General features: G+C 69.0%; 12 protein-coding genes. 8 read left to right on the forward strand and 4 right to left on the reverse strand.

Going from position 1 to position 24,383, the window contains the following annotated elements:
• Window positions 1-178: 178 nt before the first annotated feature.
• From ACLB1G_RS12855 to ACLB1G_RS12870, 4 genes are read left to right on the forward strand one after another with little or no spacing between them, the layout of a single operon-like run.
• Window positions 179-1,885 (forward strand): ShlB/FhaC/HecB family hemolysin secretion/activation protein, encoded by a 1,707-nt coding sequence (locus ACLB1G_RS12855; RefSeq protein ID WP_491627603.1) that lies wholly within the window; start codon window positions 179-181, stop codon window positions 1,883-1,885.
• Window positions 1,882-10,182 (forward strand): two-partner secretion domain-containing protein, encoded by an 8,301-nt coding sequence (locus ACLB1G_RS12860; RefSeq protein ID WP_491627604.1) that lies wholly within the window; start codon window positions 1,882-1,884, stop codon window positions 10,180-10,182. Before ACLB1G_RS12855 ends, ACLB1G_RS12860 begins: the two co-directional genes overlap by 4 nt.
• 3 nt (window positions 10,183-10,185) lie before the next feature.
• A complete protein-coding gene (locus tag ACLB1G_RS12865; protein WP_491627605.1) occupies window positions 10,186-10,923 on the forward strand; it encodes a hypothetical protein in 738 nt (245 codons plus the stop codon).
• Between the two features lie 22 nt (window positions 10,924-10,945).
• Complete coding sequence (locus tag ACLB1G_RS12870; RefSeq protein WP_491627606.1) at window positions 10,946-11,623, forward strand: hypothetical protein; 678 nt, start codon at window positions 10,946-10,948, stop codon at window positions 11,621-11,623.
• Between the two features lie 14 nt (window positions 11,624-11,637).
• On the opposite strand, the gene ACLB1G_RS12875 is transcribed toward ACLB1G_RS12870, so the two are convergent.
• Window positions 11,638-13,560 carry a sensor histidine kinase gene (locus ACLB1G_RS12875; RefSeq protein WP_491627607.1) on the reverse strand — a complete coding sequence of 641 codons (1,923 nt, stop codon included), beginning with the start codon at window positions 13,558-13,560 and terminating at the stop codon, window positions 11,638-11,640.
• Between the two features lie 6 nt (window positions 13,561-13,566).
• On the reverse strand, window positions 13,567-14,256 hold the full coding sequence (locus tag ACLB1G_RS12880) for a response regulator (RefSeq protein WP_491627608.1): 690 nt from the start codon (window positions 14,254-14,256) through the stop codon (window positions 13,567-13,569).
• 108 nt (window positions 14,257-14,364) lie between these two features.
• On the opposite strand from ACLB1G_RS12880, the gene ACLB1G_RS12885 reads away from it, so the two are divergent.
• Both ACLB1G_RS12885 and ACLB1G_RS12890 read left to right on the forward strand, forming a co-directional pair.
• Entirely contained in the window at window positions 14,365-16,719 is a 2,355-nt protein-coding gene (locus tag ACLB1G_RS12885; protein WP_491627609.1) for a DNA polymerase II, read from the forward strand.
• A gap of 68 nt (window positions 16,720-16,787) precedes the next feature.
• A complete protein-coding gene (locus ACLB1G_RS12890) occupies window positions 16,788-17,426 on the forward strand; it encodes an NAD(P)H-dependent oxidoreductase (protein WP_491627610.1) in 639 nt (212 codons plus the stop codon).
• Window positions 17,427-17,433: 7 nt separating this feature from the next.
• Here ACLB1G_RS12890 and ACLB1G_RS12895 read toward each other — a convergent pair whose 3' ends face one another.
• A complete protein-coding gene (locus ACLB1G_RS12895; RefSeq protein ID WP_491627611.1) occupies window positions 17,434-18,729 on the reverse strand; it encodes a leucine-rich repeat-containing protein kinase family protein in 1,296 nt (431 codons plus the stop codon).
• A 74-nt stretch (window positions 18,730-18,803) separates the two neighbouring features.
• The gene (locus ACLB1G_RS12900) at window positions 18,804-19,583 is read right to left on the reverse strand and encodes an N-formylglutamate amidohydrolase (protein ID WP_491627612.1); all 780 of its coding nucleotides are present in this window, start codon (window positions 19,581-19,583) and stop codon (window positions 18,804-18,806) included.
• Window positions 19,584-19,758: 175 nt separating this feature from the next.
• Between ACLB1G_RS12900 and ACLB1G_RS12905 the strand changes: the two genes are divergently transcribed.
• Together ACLB1G_RS12905 and ACLB1G_RS12910 are read left to right on the forward strand one after the other, a co-directional pair.
• Window positions 19,759-21,519: a glycoside hydrolase family 2 protein gene (locus ACLB1G_RS12905; protein ID WP_491627613.1), complete on the forward strand. Its 1,761-nt coding sequence runs from the start codon at window positions 19,759-19,761 to the stop codon at window positions 21,517-21,519.
• Window positions 21,520-21,601: 82 nt separating this feature from the next.
• Window positions 21,602-24,232, forward strand: a complete 2,631-nt coding sequence (locus ACLB1G_RS12910; protein ID WP_491627614.1) for an NAD(P)-binding protein — start codon at window positions 21,602-21,604, stop codon at window positions 24,230-24,232.
• The last annotated feature ends 151 nt before the right edge of the window (window positions 24,233-24,383 follow it).

Below are 24,383 nucleotides of genomic sequence, written 5' to 3' on the forward strand. Positions count from 1 at the left end.
TTGATACGGCCGCTCCTGGCCAGCGCCGCCTGCCGCCGCAAAGCTGCAGGCGGCTTTTTTACAGCTGCCGTGACCCTGCCATGGTGGCAGTTGCATACGCCGTGTAGCACGTTTGCGCTACATACAAGTTGTCTTATGGGAAATATGATGCGGCTTTCCCTACAGCCGATTTTCCATAGTGAACGCCTTACGATACGCGCGCGCCGCCGTGCTGTCCCTGCTGCCGGCCGCGGCCCTGGCGCAGCAGGCGCCGGCCCCGCTGGCCCCGCTGGCCCCGCAGGTCACGCCGCGCGACCTGCGCCCCGAGACGCCGCCCAAGCCGCCTGTCACGCTGCCCCAGCGCGGCGGCGGCAATGCCATCCCGCCAGGCGCCGACCAGCTGTTCGTGAGCCTGGGCGGCCTGCAGCTGCAGGGCGGCTTTCCTGAGCTGAGCCAGGCCAGCGCCGCGCTGGCGGCGCCGCTGCGCGGCCAGCGCACGGCGGTGTCGGCCTTCTACCTGCTGGCCGACGCCATCGAGCAGCTGTACCGCGAGGCCGGCTACCCGCTGGTGCGGGTGGTGGTGCCGCCGCAGTCGCTGGACGATGGCGCCACGCTGCGCCTGATGGTGGTCGATGGCTATATCGAGAAGATCGACGCCGACGCATTGCCGCCGCGCGCGCGCCGCCATGTGCTGCGCATGCTGCAGCCGCTGGCGGCCCGGCGCCACCTGCGCGAGGCCGAGCTGGAACGGGCGCTGACCCTGGCCGCGCGCGCCCCGGGCCTCAGCTTGCGCTCCACCCTGGGGCCGGGCGCCGGCGCTGGCGCCACCGTGCTGGTGCTCGATGGCGAACTGCAGACAGTGAACGCCAGCCTGGCGGCCGACAACCGCTTGGGCGATGCGCTGGGACCGTGGCAGGAGACCGTCCAGCTGCGCCTGAACCAGCCGTTCGGCTGGGGCGAACAGGCTTACCTCTACCTGTCCGGCGGGCTGCCGCTGTCGGCCGCCACCCACGCCACGGCGGCGCGCCGGGTGGGGGGCGGCGGCCTGATCGTTCCGCTGACGGCCAATGGCCTCAGCCTCAACCCCGAATTCACGGTGTCCGACACCAAGCCGCGCAGCCCGATCGCGGAACTGGCCTCGCGCAGCCAGCTGGAGCGCGCCACCGTGCGCCTGGTGTATCCGGCCATGGTCAGCCGTCAGCAGGAGCTGAGCCTGACCGCCAGCCTGGACGCCAGCCGCCAGACCGACAGCCTGCCCTACTTCGGCTTCGAGCTGGACGTGGACCGCCTGCGCACCCTGCGTCTGGTGGCCGACTGGAGCCGCAACCTCGATAACGGCCGGGTGCGCGCCAGCGCCACCTGGTCGCAGGGCATGGCGCGCCTGGGCGCGCGCCGCAACGACGATATCTACACCAGTGGCCTGCCGATGTCGCGCAGCGGCGCCTCGTCCAGCTACAGCAAGCTGGAAGGGCTGGTCGACTACGAGCGCTGGCTGCCCTGGAACGTGCTGGCGCATGGCAGCGCGCGCGGCCAATGGGCGCTGCGCGGCATCCTGCCCAGCGCCGAGCTGTTCAGCCTGGATGGCGAGGATGCGCTGTCCATGCTGCATGCGGGCGCGCTGTCCGACGATGGCGGCTGGAGCCTGCGCCAGGAGCTGTCGCGCCCGCTGGTGCTGCCCGAGCGCTGGTCGCGCTTCAGCGTCGCCCCCTATGTGTTCGGGGCCGCCGCCAAGCCGTTCAGCAAACTGGAGGGCGGCACACCTTATTACCTGGGCGCCGCCTGGGGCCTGGGCCTGCGCCTGGGCTACCGCGGCGCCAGCCTGGCGGTCGAACACGGACGCGCGCGCGTCCGTCCCCTCGGCGTGTCCGGCACCCAGACCTTCTTCAAATTACAGGTGCAATATTGAGAACCCGGTCCATCCTGCGCAGCACGCAGCGGCTGCGCCGCACCCTGGCCCTGCCGGTGGCGGTGGCCCTGCCCATGGCCGCGCCATCCTACGCCCAGAACCTGCCAACCGGCGCCGTGGTCACGGCCGGCAAGGCCAGCATAGGCGGTGCCGGCGCCAACAGCCTGCAGGTGCGGCAGGATAGCCAGCGCGCCGTGGTACGCTGGTCTTCCTTCAATATCGGCCAGGGCAATGCGGTTAACTTCGTCCAGCCCAACGCGGCGGCCGCCACCCTGAACGTGGTCGGCGGCGCCGACGCCAGCCAGCTGGCCGGCAAGCTCAGCGCCAACGGCTCGGTGTTCGTGATCAACCAGAACGGCATCGCCATCACCAACAGCGGCGCGGTGGACGTGCGCGGCGGCTTCGTCGCTTCCACCCTGGGCATGTCGGAAGACGATTTCATGCATGGCCGCCTGGTGTTCCAGGGCCAGGGTGGCGCCGTGCGCAACGCCGGCAGCATCGTTGCCGGTGAAGGCGGCTACGTGGCCCTGCTCGGTTCCAGCGTCGCCAACGCAGGCCTGATCGCGGCGCCGCTGGGCAAGGTGGCGCTGGCCTCCGGCCAGGCCGTCACGCTGGACCTGTCGGGCGACGGCTATCTGCAGGTGCTGGCGCCGGCCGGCGCCACCAGTGCCGACGGCCAGCCCCTGGTCAGCAATAGCGGCGTGATCCAGGCCGACGGCGGCAGCGTGGTGCTCAAGGCGGCCACCGTGCAGCAGGCATTGCGCGAGGCCGTCTACATGCCGGGCGAGATCCGCGCCCGCAGCGTGTCCGGACGCGACGGCGCCGTGGTGCTGGAAGGCGGCGAGGGCGGCGCGGTACGGGTCTCCGGCCATATCGATGCGGCGGCCGCCGAGGGCGAGGCCAGCGGCGGGCGCATCGATATCGGCGGCCACAGCGTGGCGCTGAGCGGCGCCACCCTGGATGCCAGCGGCAATGAGCGCGGCGGGCTGGTGCGGGTGGGCGGCGCCTTCCAGGGCGGCCGCGCGCAGCAAGCCGGCAGCGCTGATGCGGCGCGCTATGTGGAGCGCTATGGCGCCGCCGCGGCGCCCACCAGCGCCGCCAGCACCAGCATCGATGCCGCCAGCAGCATCGACGTCTCGGCCAGGGGTGCGCAAGGCGAGGGCGGCACGGCGGTGGTGTGGAGCCAGCAGGCCACCGTCATGGCCGGCGCCATCGATGGCCGCGGCGCGCGCGCGGCCGGCGCGGTCGAGGTGTCCTCGGCCTCCACCGTGCAGGCGGTGGCGCTGGACCGCATCGCCCTGGGCAAGGGCGGCAAGCTGCTGCTGGACCCGCAGGATATCCAGATCAGCGACGGCGCCACCAGCGACGCCTCCGCCAGCGTCAACTACGGCGACAACCCGGGCGGGGTCACCCACCTCAAGACCGCCGACCTGACCGCGCTGCTGGGCAGTGGCACCAATGTCAGCCTGCAGGCCAGCCAGGACATCAGCTGGAACACCTTTTCGGCCGCCGTGCCGCGCAACGGCCAGGCGGCGGCCGGCGACCTGACGCTGGCAGCCGGCCGCTCCATCATCCTGAGCGGTATCTTCCAGAATGGCGACGGTCACTGGACCATGGTGGCCAACGACAGCGCTGCCCATGGCGTGGCCGATGCCGAGCGCGGCGCCGGCCTCGCCAGCCTGAACCTGGGCGGCGCCAGCTTCATCAACAGCAACGGCCGCCTCGACCTGACCCTGGCCGACGGCGCCGGCAATACCAACACGGCGGCCGGCAGCATTTACCTGCCGGGCTACAGCGGCGATGGACTCTCGGCCACCGTGCTGCCCAGCGCTTCCAGCGGCATTCCCGGCATCGGCAGCTACATCATGCTGAACAATGTGGCCGTGGCCAACGATATCACCCTGAACGGCAGCCTGCGCCTGAGTAATGCCAGCGCCACGCTGAGCGGCGCCAGCGTGGACTGGCAGACCGAAAGTACGGACAGCATCAGCGGCGAAGGGCTGGTCAAGTTCGTGCAGGGCGGCGTGCTGACCCACATCGGCGCGCTGAAAAACGCCAGCGCCACCCGTTTGGCGCTGGGGCAGGGCAGCGGCACCTATACCCGTGCTTACGGCGACGCCGATCCCGGCGCCGCCACCCTGGGCCAGCACCTGCTGCATGCGACGGCGGGCGTGGCGGCGGACTCCATCGACGCCATCCTGCAGTCCGGTTCGCTGGCCGTGAGCGGGCCGGGCGTCACGGCCAGCGCCGGCAGCGCCAGCCTGACCCTGTCGGCCACCTCCGGCATCGCCTTTGCTTCCGGGCTGATGGGGGGCTATTTCATCAACCTGGCTGACGCCGTCCTGCCGATGACCATCAGCAAGCGCACGCTGACGCCCACCCTGGCCAGCACCGTCAGCACCGTGTACGGCACGGCGGCGCCGGTGGTCAGCCTGTCCAACATCGTCAACGGCGACGCGGTGGCGCCGGTCGCCACCCTGGACGGCGCCAGCGGCACCCTGCTGGCCGCCAGCGGCAGCGGCTACGCGTTTGGCGCGCGTACCGCCGCCGGCAGCCATGGCTACACGCTGACTGGACTGGGCGGCGGCGCGGCGGCCAATTACCAGCTCGACCTCAGCGGCGCCATCAGCGGCAGCTTCGAGGTCAGCCGCAAGGCGCTGACCTATACCATGCAATCCGCCAGCCAGACCTACGGCACCCTGGGGGCCGCACCCGGCGCCACGCTGGACGGCGTGCTGGGCGGCGACGATGTGGCCGGCGTGGCCGCGCTCAGCCAGGGCGGCGTCGGAGTGGCGCACAGCGCGCGCCTGAATGCAGGCAGCTATGTGTCCAGCCTCGGTGGCCTTGCCGGCGCCGACGCCGCCAATTACCAGCTGGCTGCCAGCGGCAATACTGCGGGCGTGTACACGGTCTATCCCAAGGCGCTGACCTACACCACCGCCAGCGCCAGCAGCACCTACGGCAACCTGGCCACGCTGGGGACCGCTACCCTGGCCGGCGTGCTGTCCGGCGATAGCGTGACGGGCGGTGCGCTGCTGGCCGACGGTGGCGGCGGATCAGTCTTCGCGCCGACCGAACGCACGGCGGCCGGCAGCTACAGCCTGCTGTTGTCTGGCCTGGGCGGCGCCAGCGCGGGGAATTACACGCTGGCCGCCAGCGGCAACACCCTGGGCAGCCTGACCATCGCGCCCCGCACCCTGGCTTATACCCTGTCCGACCTGACCCAGACCTACGGCAGCACGGTGCTGCCGCAACTGGCGCTCAGCGGCGTGCTGAGCGGCGACAGCGTCAGTGCCACAGCCGCCATCCTGCAGTCCATGCCCAGCGCGCAGCAGGGCGGCAGCGGCATGCTGGCGGTGGGCAGCTACCTGCTGGGCGCCGGCGCCCTGGACGGCAGCTCGGCCGCCAACTACACCCTGGCCGGCGGCGCCGGCGCCACCCTGAAGGTGCTACCCAAGCTGCTGACTGTCAGCGGCGGCGACGTCCACTCCGTGTACGGGACCAGCGCCGTCATCGCGGCCCCTGCCCTGGGCGGCGTGGTCAGCGGCGACGCCATCTACGCCAATACCAGCTTGTACAACACCCTTGGCGATCCGGTGGCCGCGTATGACCGGCTGGCGGCCGGCAGCTACGCGATCCGGGTCGGCCTGAGCGGCGCCGGGGTCGGCAATTATCAGCTCGCCAGCAATGCGGCCGGCACCCTGACGGTGGCGCCGCGCCCGCTGACCTGGTCGGCCAGGGACACCAGCGTGGCCTATGGCGACGCCATCGACACCAGCGGCGTCACCCTGGCTGGAGCGCTGGGCGGCGACGACGTGCGCGCCGTGGGCCAGGCCATGAACAGCACCGGCGCCATCGTCGCCCGGCCCATGGTGGGCAGCTACCAGTGGGTCGTGACCGGGCTGCAGGGCAGCGCCGCCGCCAACTACATGCTGGCCGCCAGCGGCAACCAGGGCGCCGCCCTGAGCGTCACCCCGCGCCAGCTGCAGTACCAGATTGTGGGGAGCCAGTCGGTCTATGGCGAGGCCATGACGCCCGCGTTGAGCGCCTACAACCTGCTGCCCGGCGACACGGTGCATGTATCCTATACAGTGGATGGGCACGGCGGCGACCTGACGCGGCTGAACGCCGGCACCTACCGCGCCCTGGTGACCGGCGTGGACAACCCCAACTACAGCGCCGCGCCCGGCTACGCCTTCGATTTCACGGTCCTGCCCAGGCCGCTCTGGTATACCGCGCCGTCGCTAAGCATGACCTATGGCGATGCGCTGCCCAACGGCGGCTATGCCACACTGACCGGCGTGCTGGCCGGCGACCAGGTGAGCATGCCCTTCAATTACTATACCGGTAGCCTGCCGCGTTCGGCCAGTGGCAATGTGCTGGCCGGCACCTATCTGATCGATGTGGCGTCGCCGTTCCTGACGGGCGCCAGCGCCGGCAACTACAAAGTGGCCAGCGCTCTCGACAGCAGCTGGCTGACGGTGCAGAAGCGGGCCATCGGTTACCACACCGAGATCGCCGCGCCCTATAGTTCCGTGTATGGCGACATCCAGGGCCTGCCGGCCGTCAACACCTACCTGAGCGGCAACTATGCGGGCGACGATGTCCGTATCACGGGTCCAGCTGCGGACTTCCGTCTTTCCGGCAGCGGCTACCTGGCGGCCGGACAGTACACCGCCACTGGCGGTTCGCTGTATGGCGCCGACGCGGCCAACTACGTGCTGTCGCTGGCGGCCAGCAGCAACGCCACCATCACCGTGGCGGCGCGCCAGGTGTCGAACGGCTGGCGCCTGCTGGACTTCTACAACAACTCCCTGGCCAGCCTGACCTATGGCGACACCAACGGCGGCCACCTGGTGTTCGACAGTTTTACGCCACTGGCGCGCGACCAGGTGACGCGCAGCGTGGGGGTGCAAATCGGCGGCAGCCTGTATTCGGTCCTGCCGCCCAACATGGCGGCCGGGGATTATGGCGTCTACGCCAGCCTGGCCGGGGCCGACGCCGGCAACTATGCACTGCAGGGGACAGGCATACAGAGCGGCGCGATCGGCAGGCTGACCGTCAAGCAGCGCCCCATCAGCGTGCAGTATGGCGCCACGTCCACCGAGTACGGCAACTTCCCTGTGGCCAGCGCCACCTTGTCTGGCGCGGTGGCGGGCGACGACATCGGCGTGCCGGCCTATGTGACGGACAGCGCTGGCCGGCTGTACCTGGCGGGCGAGCGCGCGCCGGCCGGAACCTACACCGTCAGCGCGGCGCAGCAGCTGACCGGCGCCGCCGCCGCCAACTATGTGCTGGCGCCGGAGGGCGGCAGCTGGACCAGCGCCTTCAACGGCGCCACCGTCAGCGTCGGCCCCAATAGCAGTGGCAGCGCCACCGTGTACAAGCGCTACCTGCCGTCCAGCTACAGCGGCGCCACCAGCCTGGTGTATGGCGAGATGCCGGCCGCCATCGGCATCGACCTGTCGCGCGTGCTGGCCGGCGACGATGTCAGCCTGCGTTCCATGGTATATGTCAACAGCACGGTCAGCGGCGCGTCCGGCATCGAATACTGGATTGCCGATACGCGGCTGCCGGTCGGCAGCTACCGCTATTTCCTGAACCTGCTGGGTGCGGATGCCGGCAATTACTACACCGATACCAATGCCGCCACGCTGTCCGTGGCGCCGCGCGTGGTGACGGCTGCGGCGGCCAGTTCCACTACCGTCTACGGCACCCGTAGCGAGGTCGGCACCGGCACCGTCTACGGCGTCCTGAGCGGGGATAGCCTGGCGGCGGTAGCGGCCTACACCGACAGTGGCGGCCACGCCATCAGCTACGGCGAACGTACCAATGCCGGCAGCTATACCACCAGCGTTACCGGCCTGCAGGGCTTGAACGGCACCAATCCGCTCAACTACGTGCTCGACACCGGCGCCAGCACCAAGGGCAACCTGCTGGTGCAGCCCAGGACCATCGACCTGGGCCTGCCCGCCACCCAGACCCAGACCTACGGCACTTCGCCGGTCCTGGGCTCGCGCAGCGGCGTGCTGAGCGGCGACCAGGTGGCGTTCACCATGGTGGGCGACACTGGTGGCCTGCTATCGAGCATCGAATCCGGCCTGCTGTACCTGGACAAGAAGGTCAACGTCGGCAGCTACAGCTACAGCGTGCAGCTGTCGGGCGCCTCGTCCGCCAACTACCGGCTGGCCAACAGCAGCGGCGCTTTCACCATCACGCCCAAGGAGTTGCAATGGACGGTATCGGCCGCCAGCGGCCAGTATGGCAATTACCAGATGTGCGATTGCACCAACCCGGCCAGCGGCGTAGTGCTGGGCAACGCCATCTTCCAGGGCGTGCTGGCGGGCGACGAGGTCAAGGGGACGGTGCAGCTGCTGGACCTGGCCGGCGCACCGGTGACCATCAACAGCAAGTCGCCGGTGGGTTCCTATTTCCAGGTGGTGAGCGATATCAGCGGCGCTTCGGCCGGCAACTACAAGCTGGCCCCCAGCGGCAACCTGCCCGGCATCTTCAACCTGGTGCCGCTGGGCGTGAGCTGGAGCGTCAGCAGCGGCATCATCATGTCCGGCTACGGCGTGGCGGGCAATCCGGGCGTGGCCACCCTGTACGGCCCGAATGGCGGCGGCCTGCTGAACGGCGACGTGGCCTACGGCGTGGCGACCATGTACGACATCGGACTCAATGCTGTGACCAACTCGGCCAGCCTGAAGCCCGGCCACTACTACTATCTGGTGAAGGGCATAGTCGGCCCCGACGCCGGCAATTACCGGCCCCTGGCTTCCAGCTACGACTTCTGGAACAACGCTGGCGCCTGGGGCGGGCCGAACACCGTGGGCACGCTGGATATCTATGCCGACACCACGCTCGGGCTGAGCTACACCAAGCCGCAGAACCTGCCCGCGCCGCCGCTGGTCACGCCAACCAAGGCCGTCGGCGCGGGCAACAACCAGCCGCTATACAACGAAGTCTATACGGCGCCTGCGGGAGCCGGCGTTCCAGTCACCGGTGCGCCGCTCACCGCTGCGCTGGATGCGGCCTCCAGCACCACTTCCACCATAGGCGGGGTGGCCTACGACCCCGGGGTGGTCGAGGACTTGCTGCCCAGCTTGCCTCACCAGATCCGGCCGGTGACCCTGCGCCAGAGCGGCGACAATGAAGACCCGCTGGCCTTCGGACGCCAGAACCCCGGCACCGGCGCGGGCGGCGGCGTCTCGGTCAACCTGACCTCGGTCCAGGCCGGCGGCAGCACCAGCGCCGAGGCCGGCACCTCCACGACGGTAGGCGGCGCTACGGTCTCGACCCAGGCCGAGGTGCTGGCCGAGGCCCTGGCCAAATTCGGCGTTAGCGGCGTCACGCTGCAGGCCAGCGCCGAAGGCCACGTCGATGTCATGCTGCAGTATGGGCCCGGCTATGTGACCTATGGCGCCCAGGGCAGCGCGGTGGCCACGGCCAATATCGGCAGGACCGGGGTCGCCATCGAGGCCGACGCGTCGGCCGGCACCTACGTGGGCGGCGGCGCGGCCGGCGGCCTGGGCGGGGTCGGCAGCGGCAGCATAGGCGCCACCACCGGCGCCTATGCCTCGGTCAACGCCGACTACAAGTACGGCATCATCGACGGCGTGTTGACCATGAAGGCGGACAGCAAGGTGGGCGTGGGCGTGCAGGCCGGCGTCACGGGCAGCATCAGCGGCAATTACGGCGGCGCGGAAGGCGGCGTCACGGTGGTCTCGCCCGGCAGCCTGGGCGCCAGCTTCAACCTGACCGGCGCCTACGACAACGGCACCATCAGCTTCGCGCTGGACATCGGCGCCGCCATCGGCATCGGCGGCCTGGAGCTGAAACTGGATGTGAGCATCGACTTGAACGAAGTGGCCAAGGTGTTCACCGGCCTGGCCGAGCGCACCCCCAGCGTCTTCGCCCGGGCCGCCAGCGAACGCGACGAGGTGAACCGGCTGGCCCAGGCCGGCGACCAGGTCCAGCTGCTGGAATATCTGTCCAGCCACTCGCTGTGGAGCCAGTTCGGCGAGGAAGCGCCCGGCTTCGCCATGACGAAATACAAGGGCCTGCTGAGCGGCTACGCCGACCTGGTGAGCAACGCCAAGCAGCTGGTCGAGAGCGAGCGCGCCTACCAGGCCCAGATGCTCAAGCTGCTGGCCACCGACCCGCAGGCGGCGGTGGACCTGGCGCACGACCAGCAGCTACAGCAGCAGAAGGCCACGATACGCCTGCGCTCGGACGCGGCCCGCCTGGGCCTGCGCCTGGGCGTGCAGGATTCCAATCTTACTTTTGTGGACTGAACGATGAAGCCCAAACTTCCCACCTCGTGGCAGGGCGCCTGCGGCGCGCTGGCGCTGGCCTGCGGCGCCGCCTCGGCCCAGGCCCCGGCCAAGGCCCCGGCCGCCCCGGCGCAAGAATATTCCCGCACCGGCGCGCCAACGTCCTGGATCGTGCGCGGCGAGCCCTACGACAACCCCGGTTATGGCAATGCCCGCTGGGGCATGAGCAAGGACGAGGTGCGCGCCGTGCTGGCGCGCGATTTTCCGCAAGCCTTGTCCACCCTGCGCGAGCAGGACGACCCCGTCACCCGGAGCACGGCGCTGGGCCTGACCGTGGCCGCGCTGCCGCCCGGTCCCGGCCCCGCCGCGCTCAGCTACGTATTTGGCGCCGCCAGCGGACGGCTGGTGGCGGTGCACCTGAGCTGGGGCGTGGAAGGCGAGCCCGGGGCGGCGGCGCGCCAGCAGGTGCTGCACGCGGCCACGCTGCTGGCCGGCGAGCTGGTGGGCTACCAATGGCCGGTGTTCGGCACCACCCGCGGCGCGCTGCAGGGTCCGGGCGCCTTCATCCTGTTTGCCGGGCGCACCCCGAATGGCGGCGCGGTCGAGATCCGCGTCGAGGGAGTGGCGCTGGCGGTCGAGCAGCCGCATGGCCAGCCACCGCAGCAACGCCCGGCGCCGTCCGGCCCGGCGCGTTTGCGCCAGAGCTTCGTGGCCAATGTGGACCATCCCGATATTTACCAGATTCCCGCCGGCGCCTTCTGAGCGCCGCATCGAAAGCAAGCCCATGTTCAAAACCCTCGCCTGCGCCAGCCTGATGACACTCCTTCCCACCGGCGCTGCCCTGGCGCAGCCTGCCGCGCCGGCGGCCGGCGCCCCGGCGGCCGGCGCTCCGGCGGCCGACGCCGCCCTGCACCACATCACCGGATTCCGCAGCGCCCGCTTCGGCATGACCGAGGACCAGGTGCGCCAGGCGGTGGCCCAGGATTTCAAGGACGCCGCCAGCCAGTTGCAGGCGGTGGACAACCGCGCCGAGCAGACCCGCTCCCTAGTGCTGCCGCTGCCCGCGCTCGATCCGGTTGGCCTGCCGGCCAGCGTCACCTATATCTTCGGCGCCGCCAGCCACCAGCTGATTCATGTGAACGTACTGTGGGCCTCGGCGGCCGACGCCAGCCCGCAGCTGCGCAGCCGCTACGCGGCCGGCGGGCTGCAGCTGGTGTCCTACTTCCGTGGCCTGCGCTGGAAGCCGGACGGCGTGGTGGGCGGCATCCCGGCCGGCCCCGGCGGCGTGGTCCTCTTTGGCGGCGTCGATCCGGATAACGCGCTGGTGGAGGTGCGCCTGAGCGGCGTCGCCATCCAGGGCCAGGACGGGGTGTCGGCGCCCCCCGCCGGGCCGACCCGGCTGCGCATCGCCTACGCCGCCGCGGCGGGCAAGCCGGACGTGGCCCGCAGCGGCAAGAAATGATGGTGCTACTGGTGCTACTGGTGCTGCAGCGGCAGCCACAGCGTGAAGCGGGTGCCATCGGCGCCCGATTGCCAGTCCACCACGCCGCGCAGGGCCTGGGCGCGGCGCTGCTGGTTGCGCAGCCCGCGTCCGCCGCCTTCCCGCAGGGCGCGCGCGCTGTCGAAGCCCTGGCCGTTGTCGGCCACCGTGACCGTCACGCCGTCGCGCTCCAGCGCGGTGCCGATGCGGATTTCCGTGGCCCGGGTATGGCGCAGGATGTTGGCGATGGCTTCCTGCAGCACGCGCAGGATGTGCAGCGCGCTCGAAGGATTGAGCCATGCCAGCGGCGGCAGGTCGCGCACTTGCCAGCGCAGCGCCACGCCGCTGCCCTCCAGGCGCGGCTCCAGCCGGAAGCGCAGGGTGGCCAGCAATAGCAGCAGGTCGGCCTCCACCGGCTCCATGGAATCGATGGTCAGCTTGAGGTCGTCCAGGCAATCCTTCAGCACCTGGGCCACCGCCGCTTCGTTCAGGCCGCCGCCCTCCACCGAGCGGATCGCGCTGATCAGTGAGGAGCCCAGGCCGTCGTGCATGTCCTGCATCAGCCGCTGGCGTTCGCCGCTGATGGTCTGCTGCAGCTCGATGGCGCGCAGGCGCTGGTGGCTGTCCTCCAGCTCGGCCTCGCGGGCGCGCAGCCGCTCGGCCAGCCGGGCATTGGCGCGCTCCACCGCCACCAGTGCGTCCAGGTAGCGGCGGTACATCAGCACCCCGAACACGATGAAGCAGACCGCATTGGTGTAAGCGCCCAAATACCAGCCTTCCGGGCTGGCGACGTTATTCTGCAGCAGCCAGTCGGCCACGCCCAGCAAGGTGCACACGCCGATGCCGGCCGCCACCATGCGTCCCTCTGCGGAGCTGCGCCAGGCCGCCAGCCCGCCCACCACACAGGCCAGCGCCCCCATCAGGGCCGCCAGCGGATACAGCAGCGGCGTGACGCGCGGTGTATTGGGCAGCACAGCGAGTGTCGGCATGGTCAGTAGCGCCACCAGCAGCCCGGCCGCCAGCAGCGCGCGGGTCAGCCACTTCAGCGGTCGGCCGTGCAGCAGGCACAGGAAAAAATGCACGGCGCACACCTGCCAGAACAGGGCGTTGACGGTTAGCCAGGCAAACCAGTCGTTGGCGATCGGGACCGGTACGTAGAAATGCAGGCCGCGCAGGAAGGAGGTGGCGCCCATGTTGAAGAACAGCAGATAGCCAGTGTCGTGCGGACGGCGCAGCCATACCGCCAGTGCGAACAGGCCGACCGCCATGAAGGAGGCGCTCAGCAGCGCCGGCAGTTCCTGCTGCAGCCACTGCCGCAACAGGTGGCGCGGCGCCAGCGCGCCGGAGGAACCCAGCCACAGGGTGGATACCGCCACCTGCGACCCTGCCGTATGCTCCAGCCGCAGCAGGATCTCGCGCGGCGGCGGCGCGCCTTCGGGCCGTTCCAGCGCCAGCCATAGCGGGGTGCGGCTGCTGTTCCACAGCGGCCCGTGCTGCTGGGCGCGGTGCACCAGCCGGCCGTCGACATACACGGCGATGGTGCCATCGGTGCGGATGCGGGCCGCATACAGGGCCAGCAGGCGGCTCTCCGGCGGCAAGCTGCCGGGCCGCAGGCGCAGCCAGTCCACCACCACCGCCGCCGGGTCTTGCCGCGTGGCCTGCCGCAGCAGGGCGACGGTGGGGTGGAAGGGGAGGACGACGCTGCGCCAGTCGGGCGGCAGCTGGTCCGCATGCAATTCGGCCGGCGGGGTGCGGTAGCCGGCCGCACCGCTCTGCTGCCAGTCGGCGCTTTCCAGGTGCAGCGGCGGTCCTTCGGCCGGGCCGCCCACGCCCATGTACAGCGCCGCCGCCACCCCCAGCAGCGCCACCGATAGCACCATCAGCACATAGCCCGGCAGGCTGCTCAGGATGCGTCGCATCGCGGCTCAGTGCCGTATCAGGCCCTGGGTACGGGCTTCGAAGATGGCTTCCGCCTTGGAATTGACCTTGAGCTTGCTGTAGATGCGGCGCACGAAGGTGCGCACCGTGAAGTGCGACAGTTCCATCAGGCGCGCGATCTCGTGCACGGTGAAGCCCTTGGTGATGTAGTCCAGCACTTCCTTTTCCCGCAGCGAAAGCTGGGCCTGGCTCTCGTCGGCGACCGGCGCCGGCGCGCGCGCGGGACGGCGGAAGCGCGACAGCACCTGGCGCGCGATGATGGGGCTGATCGGACTGCCGCCGTTGGCCAGGCTGCGGATCTCGTCGATGATGCGGGCCGGGCTGCTGTCCTTGAGCAGATAGCCGGCGGCGCCGGCCTCGATCGAGCGCATGACATTGGTCTCGTCGCCGAAATTGGTGCTGACCATGATGTTACAGCCGGGCCAGCGGACGGCGGCGGCTTCGATCACGGCAATGCCGGAGCCGTCCGGCAGACCCAGGTCCACCAGCAGCACGTCGGCCGGCCGGCCGTCCAGCAGGGCCAGGCCGCCGGCGCGGCTGGCGGCCCAGCCGGCCAGCCGCATGTCGGGCGCCTGCGCCACCACCTGGCTCAGGGCGTCGCGGAAACCGGGGTCGTCCTCCACGATGGCGACGTGGATGGCGCCGTCGTCATGGTCGGAGGGCGGGGAGGCTGTCATGCCGGTATTGTACGGTGCTTTGCGGCGCGCCAGGCGGGCTTGTAGCACGTTTGTTCTACAAGTAGCGAGTCCTGGGTGGCTGTATTTTTGTACAGTATAATCCGCCCCATGCAAGGTTTTATCCTCACCCGGCACTGGCGCGACACGCCCCAGGGCACGGAAATCGAATTCTGGCTGGCCACGGACGAGGGCCCGCGCAAGGTGCTGCTGTCCGGCCAGGCCTCGGTGGCCTTTGCCGAGGCGGGGCTGCGTTCGGCCATCGTATCGCAGCTGGACGGCGCGACCGGCGTCGAGCTGCGCCCGGTGGCGCTCCAGACCTTCGGCCGCCAGCCGGTGCTGGGCGTGTACGCCAGCCAGTACAAGCAGCTGACGGCGCTGGAGCGCAGCCTGCGCGAGCACGGCGTCAAGCTGTACGAGGCCGACATCCGCCCTCCCGAGCGCTACCTGATGGAGCGCTTCATCACGGCCGCCGTGCAGGTCGAGGGCGGTGAACGGCGCGGCGCCGTCATCAGCGGCGGCAGGCTGAAACCCGATCCGGCCTACCGCCCCAGGCTCAAGATGGTGTCGCTCGATATCGAGACCAGCGCCTACGAGGACCTGTATTCGATCGCGCTGGAAGGCTGCGGCCAGCGCCAGGTCTACATGCTGGGCGCGCCGCCGGCCCATGCGCCGCAACTGGACTTCAGCCTGGAATACTGCTCCACGCCGCGCCAGCTGATCGAAAAGCTCAACGCCTGGCTGCGCCAGCACGATCCGGACGTGATCGTGGGCTGGAGCCTGGTGCAGTTCGACCTGCGCGTGCTGCAGAAGAACGCCGAGCGCCACAAGGTGCCGCTGCAGCTGGGCCGCGAGGGTAGGACCGCCGACTGGCGCACGCACCCGGCGCGCGAGCACTATGTATTCGCTTCCATCCCGGGCCGGGTTGCGATCGACGGCATCGAGGCGCTGCGCGCGGCCTCGCGCATGTTTTCCTCCTACAGTCTGGAGAACGTGGCCCAGCAGATGCTGGGCGAGGGCAAGGACATCGGCAGCGAATACGACAAGATGGCCGAGATCGAGCGCCGCTTCCATGAGGACAAGCCGGCGCTGGCGCTGTACAACCTGAAGGATTGCGAACTGGTCACCCGCATCTTCGAGCAGGCGCGGTTGCTGGACTTCATGCTGGAGCGCGCCAGCGTGACCGGGCTGCAGGCCGACCACATGGGCGGCTCGATCGCTGCCTTCAGCCACCACTACCTGCCGCGCATGCACCGCGAAGGCTATGTGGCGCCCAGCGTGGGCGATGTGGCCGGCAGTTCCTCGCCGGGCGGCTTCGTGATGGATTCGCGGCCCGGCCTGTACGATTCGGTGGTGGTGCTGGACTATAAAAGCCTGTACCCGTCCATTATTCGCACCTTCCTGGTCGATCCGGTCGGGCTGATCGAAGGCCTGGCGGCCGACGATCCCGCGCAGGTGGTGCCGGGCATGCGCGGCGCCGTGTTCTCGCGCTCGCGCCACTGCCTGCCGGCCATCACCACCCAGCTGTGGCTGGGGCGGGACGCTGCCAAGCGGCAGAAGAACGAGCCGCTGTCGCAGGCCCTCAAGCTGCTGATGAATTCCTTCTGCGGCGTGCTCGGTTCGCCCGAGTGCCGCTTCTTCAACCCGCAGCTGGTGTCGTCCGTGACCCTGCGCGGCCATGAGATGATGCGCCAGACGCGCGCCCTGGTGGAGGCCGAGGGCTACGACGTGATCTACGGCGACACCGACTCCATCTTCATCTGGCTCAAGCGCGAATATCCGAACGCGCAGGCGCACGCCATCGGCCGGGGCCTGGTGGACAAGATCAACGACTGGTGGCGCCGCCACCTGCGCGACGAGCTGGGGCTGGAGTGCCACCTCGAAATCGAATTCGACACCCACTACCAGAAGTTCTTCATGCCCACCATACGCGGCACCGACATGGGCAGCAAGAAGCGCTACGCCGGCCTGGCGGTGCACGAGGACGGCCGCGAGGAAGTGATCTACCGCGGGCTGGAAGTGGCGCGCAGCGACTGGACCCCGCTGGCGCAGCAGTTCCAGCAAGGCCTGTTCCTGCGCATCTTCAAGGGCCAGCCCTACCAGGAATACATCCGCGACTATACCCGCCAGACCCTGTCCGGCCAGTTCGACCAGCTGCTGGTGTACCGCAAGCGCCTGCGCCAGCGGCTGGACGACTACCAGGTCAACGTGCCGCCCCAGGTGCGCGCGGCGCGCATCGCGGACGACTACAACCAGGCCATGCGGCGCCCACTGCGCTACCAGAACGGCGGCTGGATCAGCTACGTGATGACCACCAGCGGCCCGGAACCGCTGGAAGCGCTGCGCTCGCCCATCGACTACCAGCACTACCTGGGCAAGCAGCTGCAGCCCATCGCCGACGCTATCCTGCAGCCCATGAACGACAGCTATGACAGCCTGACCACGGGGCAGGGTACACTGTTTTAAGGCTTGAAAATTACAAATGTGCCCCAACCTGCGGTATCTCACTCAAATTTTGAAGAAAGTGACCCCCCATGTCTGATCTGTTGAACAAACTGCAATGGCGCTACGCCACCAAAAAAATGGACCCGGCCAAGGCCGTGCCGCAGGAAAAAGTGGACCGCATCCTGGAAGCGGTGCGCCTGACCGCCAGCTCCAGCGGCCTGCAGCCGTATGAAGTCATCGTCGTCACCAACCAGGCCGTGCGCGAGGAAATCAAGCCGCACGCCTGGAACCAGGGCCAGGTTACCGACAGCTCGCACCTGCTGGTGTTCGCCGCCTGGGACAATTACACGGCCGACCGCATCAACCAGATGTTCGACCTGGTGAACCAGGAACGCGGCTTCAAGAACGAGGGCTGGGAAAACTACCGCCAGATGCTGCTCAATACCTACCCGCAGCGCGACGCGGAAACCAACTTCCAGCACGCCGCCCGCCAGGCCTACATCGGCCTGGGCTCGGCCCTGATCGCCGCCGCCTACGAGGAAGTGGACAGCACCCCGATGGAAGGCTTCGATCCGGCCAAGGTCGACGAGATCCTCAAGCTGCGCGAGCGCGGCCTGCGTTCGGTGGTGATACTGCCGCTGGGCTACCGCGCGGAGGAAGGCGACTGGCTGGTCAACCTGAAGAAGGTGCGCCGTCCGCGCGAGGCCTTCATCTCCACGGTGGCCTGAAGTCGCCTCAGGCCAGGCTGCGCAGGCGCCGTTCGATCTCCTCGAACGGCGGGCGCAGGCTGGCTTCTTCCTGCAGGCACTCCGCCTGCAATTGCAGCAGCACCGGCGCCACGGCGCCGGCCTCGCAGCGCTGCAGCAATTCCTCCAGCAGGCAGCCGTAGGCCCGCACTTCCAGCGCCTGCAGTCCCTGCGCGTGGACGCCGTCCCGCGCGTAGAACGAAGCCGCGCCGAAATCTCCCAGCAGTGTTAGTCCCTCCTCCGTATGCAGCGTGTTGTGCGCATACAGGTCGCCGTGCAGGATGCCGCGCTGGTGCAGGTGGCGCGCCGCCGACGCGATGCCGTGCGCGATCTCCAGCAGGGCATCGAGGCTGAAGCGCTTGCCGTCCGGGTAGACGTCGCGTGTGCAGCTGTCCAGGCTGGGTGGACCGGCCAGGTTGGTGTACGCCGGGTCTATCAGCGGCATCACCATGCCCGGCGTGCCGTCCGGATGTCCGGCCAGCGTGCCCAGCACCGGTATCAGGTGCGGATGCGCACCGGCCGCCACGCAGGCCGCCATCTCGGACGCGGGCAGGCCGTCGCTGGTGACGGCGCCCTTGAACAGCTTGACCGCCACCTCGCGCTGCCGCACGCCGTCGTCCCACAGGGCCTGGTAAATGACGCCCGAGGCGCCTTCGCCCAGCCGGTGGCGCAGCCGCAGGCTGTTCCAGGCGATGGTGGCGCTGGCCGCAGGCGGCACGGCGGCGTCGGCAAAGGGATTGCCGGCGCACGCCAGCCAGCTCAAACGCGGCAGCGCCAGCAGCCATGGCGGCAGCGCGTCGAAGCGGTTGGCGGCGATGCGCAGCAGTTCCAGGCGCGTGCAGTTGGCCAGTTCGGGCGGCAGGGCGCGCAAGCGGTTCCCGGCCAGCATGAGCTTTTGCAGCCGCGTGCAGCGGCCCAGCTCGGGCGGCAGTTCTTCGATGGCGTTGTCGGTCAGGGTCAGCCAGCGCAGCTGCGGCGGCAGCGCGGCGGCCGGCACGCTGCGGATGCGGTTGGCCTTGAAGCCTATCATGCTCAGGTTCGGGCAGCGTCCCAGCACGGCAGGCAGTTCGGTGAACAGGTTATCGGAGCAGAACACGATGCGCAGCTTGTGCAGCCGTGGCAGGTCGTCCGGCAGCGAGGACAGGGCATTGCCGGACAGGTCGAGGATTTCCAGCGAGTCGGCCAGGGTGTAGATCTCGGGCGGGAAGGCGGTCAGGCCGCAGCGCAGCGTCAGGCGCCGTGTGCCGGCCAGGGCGCCGCAGCGTATCTCTTCTAGGGTGTGCATCGCAGTGGGACGGGCAAAGCGCGCAGTGTAACACCGCCTCAGCCCCTGAAAAGAGCCCGCTGGGCGCGGGACGCTTATCCTGCCTGCAGGGCGTGGGCGGCGCGCAGCCAGGCCACCAGTGCGTCCGACACCAGATCCGCAGCCTGTTCGATCTGTGCCGGCGTGGCGCGCCAGCTGGCGCCGAATTCCAGCTGTATGCAGTCGATGCCACCGGGGCTGCCGCGTCCGAAGGTGCGCACGATGTTGCCGCCGTCGAAGCTGGGATGCTCGCGGCCCTGTGCCTGCGCCGGCGCCACTTTCACGCCAGCCGCCAGCAGGCGCGTGAAAAAGCCGTCCGGGGCCGCGTACAACGATGCATTGTCGGCGGTCAGGCCGTCGCCGGTGCCGCGCAGGATGGTGTCGGGCAGCGCGCCCTGGCCGTGGATATCCAGCAGCACCGCGCCGGGACGGCTGCGCACCGCCGCCACGTCGCGCGCCAGCGCGTCGTAGTAGGCGTCGTACAGCGGCTTGACAGCGATGTCCTCGTAGGCCCTTGCCGGGGCGCGGTTGAAGTCCACATATTTGCGGCTTGCCCTGGCGACGACCAGGTAGGCCCGTTCTCCGGTCTTTGCGGCCAGCCTGCGCTGGATGGCGGCGGCCAGCAGATCGACATTGTTGTCGCGCACCCGTGTGCCGGCGCTGCGCGGCTGCACGCCCTGGACCGCCTGGGTACCGCCGTGCGGCGCCGACAGTATCACCGGCAGGCTGCCGTTTTCTGTCGTCAGATAGGATGAGAGCGGCATCGTGGCCGGGGCGGCATGCGCCGCGCTGGTCCATAGCAGGAAGAGCAGGGCGGTCAGGCGCGTGATCGGCATCAGGTGGCTTGCGGGTTGTGCGGATTGGCTTCATCTTACACCGCTGTGCGGCGCGAGCAAGACTGTGTAGGACGTTTCTTACGGAGCTCCGAGGGAAAACGTAAGTTGAACAGCGAGGGAGGCTGATACACTTTTTAACAATTATCCTTTAATTGTTACTTCACGGGGCCCCCGCATGAGCCAGTTCGAATACCCGCGCCCACAGCTGGTGCGTGATGAATGGATGTCGCTCAACGGCGAATGGGAATTCGCCTACGACAACGAACTGCGCTACCGTGGCCCCGGCGATGACCGCATCCCCTGGGAACTGCGCATCACGGTGCCGTTCTGCCCCGAATCGCCGGCCAGCGGGCTGGGCGACCAGGACTTCCATCCCTGCGTGTGGTACCGGCGCAGCTTCGAACTGGACGTGCACGGCGAACACATCCTGCTGCATTTCGGCGCCGTCGACTACGCCGCCCGGGTGTGGCTGAACGGCCAACTGGTGGCGCAGCACGAAGGCGGCCATACGCCGTTCACGGCCGAGATCACGGAATTCCTGGTGGCGGGCGGCCCGCAGGTGCTGGTGGTGCGCGCCGAGGACGACCCGGCCGACCTGCACAAGCCGCGCGGCAAGCAGGACTGGCTGCGCGAGCCGCACTCGATCTGGTATCCGCGCACCACCGGCATCTGGCAGACCGTGTGGGTGGAGGCGGTGTGCGCCACCTGGATCAAGACCCTGCGCTGGACCCCCATCTTCGACGGCTTCGAGATCGGCTGCGAAGTGCTGGCGGCCGGCCAGCAGAAATCCGGGCTGTCGGTCGAGGTGCGCCTGTCGCTGGAGGGCCGGCTGCTGGCCGACGACGTCTACATGCTGGTGGGACAGGAGGCCAACCGCAAGATCGCGCTGTCCGATCCCGGCATCGACGATTCGCGCAATGAGCTGCTGTGGAGCCCCGAACGCCCGACCCTGATCGACGCCGAAGTGATACTGCGCGACGGCGACCGCGTGCTGGACACGGTGCGCTCCTACACGGCGCTGCGCTCGGTCTCGATCAACCGTGACCGCTTCATGCTCAACGGCCGCGCCTATCCGCTGCGGCTGGTGCTGGACCAGGGCTACTGGACCGAGTCGCTGATGACGGCGCCGTCCGACGAGGCGCTGCGGCGCGACGTGGAACTGGCCAAGGCCATGGGCTTCAACGGCGTGCGCAAGCACCAGAAGATCGAGGACCCCCGCTACCTGTACTGGGCCGACAAGCTTGGCCTGCTGGTGTGGGAGGAAATGCCCTCGGCCTACGCCTTCAGCCCGCGCGCCGTGTCGCGCCTGGTGCGCGAATGGACCGAGGCCATAGAACGTGACTACAGCCATCCCAGCGTGATCGTATGGGTGCCCTTCAACGAGAGCTGGGGCGTGCCCAATCTCACCGCCATGCAGGCCCACCGCAACGCGGTCGAAGCCCTGTACCACATGACGCGCGTGCTGGACGCGACCCGCCCGGTGATCGGCAACGATGGCTGGGAAGCGTCGGCCACCGACATCCTCGGCATCCACGACTACGACGGCGACCCGCAGCGCCTGGCCGCGCGCTATGTGCAGCACGATGCGCAAACCCTGTTCGACCGGCGCCGTCCCGGCGGCCGCATCCTGACCCTGGACGGCTTCCCGCATCGCGGCCAGCCCATCGTGCTCACCGAATTCGGCGGCATCGCCTACGACCCCAAGGCGTCCGCACAGCATACCTGGGGCTATTCGCGCAGCAGCACGGCGGACGGCTACCACCAGCTGTACCGGGCGCTGCTCAAGGCCGTCAACGACACGGCCATGTTTGCCGGTTTTTGCTACACCCAGTTTGCTGACACTTTCCAGGAAACGAACGGCCTGCTGAACGCCGACCGGTCGCCCAAGATCCCCCTGGAGCAGATCAGCGCCGCCACCCGCAACGCCGGCCATTGACGGGTGCACAGGAGTTTGGTGCACCTGTTCCCGCGCCAATAGACAGAGACAGACAGCCCCCGTGCGGGGCAAGGAGAGAGCCATGTCCACGATAGTCGTGTTTTGCCACCTGCGCTGGGATTTCGTGTTCCAGCGTCCGCAGCAATTGCTGACCCGTTTGGCCCGGCACTACAAGGTGCTGTTCGTCGAGGAGCCGCTGCAGGACGAAGGCGCGGCCCACTTGCGCACCTACAGTCCGGCGCCCAACCTCACGGTATGCCAGCCGCACACCCCGGTGCCGGCGCCCGGCTTCCACGATGACCAGATCCCGCTGCTGCAAGGCCTGCTGGCCTCCCTGGTGCCGGATGGCGAGGACCCCATCGTCTGGTTCTATACCCCGATGGCGCTGCCCCTGCTGGCCCTGTTCCATCCGTCGCTGGTGGTGTACGACTGCATGGACGAGCTGGCCGCTTTCAAGAATCCGCCGCGCCAGCTGCTGCAGCGCGAGACGGCGCTGCTCAGCATTGCCGACCTGGTGTTCACCGGCGGTCCCAGCCTGTACCAGGCCAAGCGCGGCCGCCATCACAATGTGCATTGCTTCCCCAGCAGCGTGGAAGCGGCCCACTTCGCCCAGGCGCTGGAGCGCAGCCGCGAACACCCGGCCCAGCAAGCCATACCCCACCCGCGCCTGGGCTTCTACGGCGTGATCGACGAGCGTTTCGATACCGCGCTGGTGGCCGCCATGGCGCAGGCCCATCCTGAGTGGCAGATCGTGCTGGTGGGCCCGGTGGTCAAGATCGAGGAGGACGCGCTGCCGCGCCTGCCCAACATCCATTACCTGGGCCAGCAGTCCTACCAGTCCTTGCCGCAATTCCTGGCCGGCTGGGACGTGTGCCTGCTGCCGTTCGCGTTGAACGAGGCGACCCGCTACATCAGCCCGACCAAGGTGCTGGAATACATGGCGGCCGAGCTGCCCATCGTCAGCACCGCCATCACCGACGTCGAGCAGCCCTACGGCGGCATCGTCGCCATCGGCCATGGCCACGCCGAATTCATCGCCCACTGCGAGGCGGCGCTGGCGCAAGGCGCGGGCGACTATGGCAAGATGGCGGCGCGCATGCGCGAGGTGATCGCCGCCACTTCCTGGGACGCCACCGCGCAGGCCATGCGCACCCTGCTGGAGACCACGCGCAGCAATCCGGCCCGGCGCCTGCCCGGTGCGGCGCAAGCCGCCGACAGCGAGGCGCCCAGCTACGCGGAAAGCGGCAAGATCAATCCGCTGCGCGCCAGCACCGCCGCCAAGTCGGCCGGCTGCGTGATCATCGGCGGCGGCCCCACCGGCCTGTCGGCGGCCTACCACAGCGGGGCCGACACCATGCTGCTGGAGCGTAACGCCACCGTGGGCGGCTGGTGCCGCTCCATCCAGGACGCCGGCTTCACCTTCGACTACGCCGGCCACATCATGTTTTCCAACGACCCCTATGTGCTCAAGCTGTACGACATCCTGCTGGGCGATAACCAGCACTGGCAGATGCGCGAGGCCTGGGTCTACAGCAAGCAGGTGTTCACCCGCTATCCCTTCCAGGGCGCGCTGTACGGCCTGCCGCCGGACGTCATCAAGGAGTGCATCCTGGGCGCTGTCAATGCGCGCTACGGCGAGAGCGCGGCCAACGAGGCGGCGCCGGCCTGCGCGGCCGGCAAGGTGGAGGATTGCTGCGCCGACGGCACGGCCGACGCGGCCAATGCCGGCGCCAGCGCGCGCCAGCAGACCACCCAGAGCTTCGAGGAATTCATCTACAAGGTGTGGGGCGCCGGCATCGCCAAGCACTTCGCCATCCCCTACAACAAGAAGCTGTGGACGGTGCCGCTGTCCGAAATGGAAACCTCGTGGCTGGGCGGGCGGGTGCCGCTGCCGGACCTGGGTGAAATCATCGACGGCGCCCTGCAGCCGGTGGCCAAGCCCATGGGGCCGAACGCGCGCTTCGGCTATCCGCGCAAGGGCGGCTTCCAGGCGCTGGTGTCCGGCTTCCTGCCGCACATACGCGGCAAGGTGGAGCTGAACGCGGACGTGGTGCAGGTGCTGCCGCAGGAGCATGCGCTGGCGCTGGCCGACGGGCGCCGCATCCAGTACGGTCACCTGGTCAGCACCATGCCGCTGCCGGAGCTGGTCAAGCTGGTGGGGGCGCAGGCGCCCGAGCATGTGCGCGCCGCGGCCCAGGGCCTGCGGCACATCTCGATACGCTGCGTGAACATCGGCATCGCCCGCACCGGGGTCACCGACAAGCACTGGATCTACTACCCGGAGGACAGCATCTTCCACCGCATTTTCGTGCAGGGCAACGCCAGCCCGGAATGCAATGCGCCGGGCGGCTTCGGCTTCACCTGCGAGATTTCGTATTCGCCGTGGAAGCCGCTGCCGCTGGACGGCGAAGCCCTGATCCAGCGCTGCATAGACGATTGCATCAAGGTCGGCATGATGCGCGAGGACGACCGGGTGCTGGTCGCCAACCAGGTCGACATGCCCTATGCCTACGTGGTGTACGACCATGCGCGGGCCGCCAACGTGGCCACGGTGCGGGCCTGGATGGAGCAGCACGACATCATCCTGGCGGGCCGCTACAGCGAGTGGGAGTACTACAACTCCGACCACGCCTTCCTGGCAGGGCGCAAGGCGGCCGAGAAGGTCAAGGCGCTGCAGGCCGGCGATACGTCGCCGCAGCTGGCCGGCTCGTGAGCGGGCGGCGCGTAGTCGCTGCCGACCACCAGTTAGAACCCGTTTCAAAATGACCATGGCGTCGTTACGGCTCCTAGCCGTGCAGGCGCACTGTCTTCGTCGCGTGCCTAGCCCTGCTCATTTTGAAACGGGTTCTTAGCCCTCCGGCTGC

This window comes from Duganella kummerowiae, from assembly GCF_053572355.1.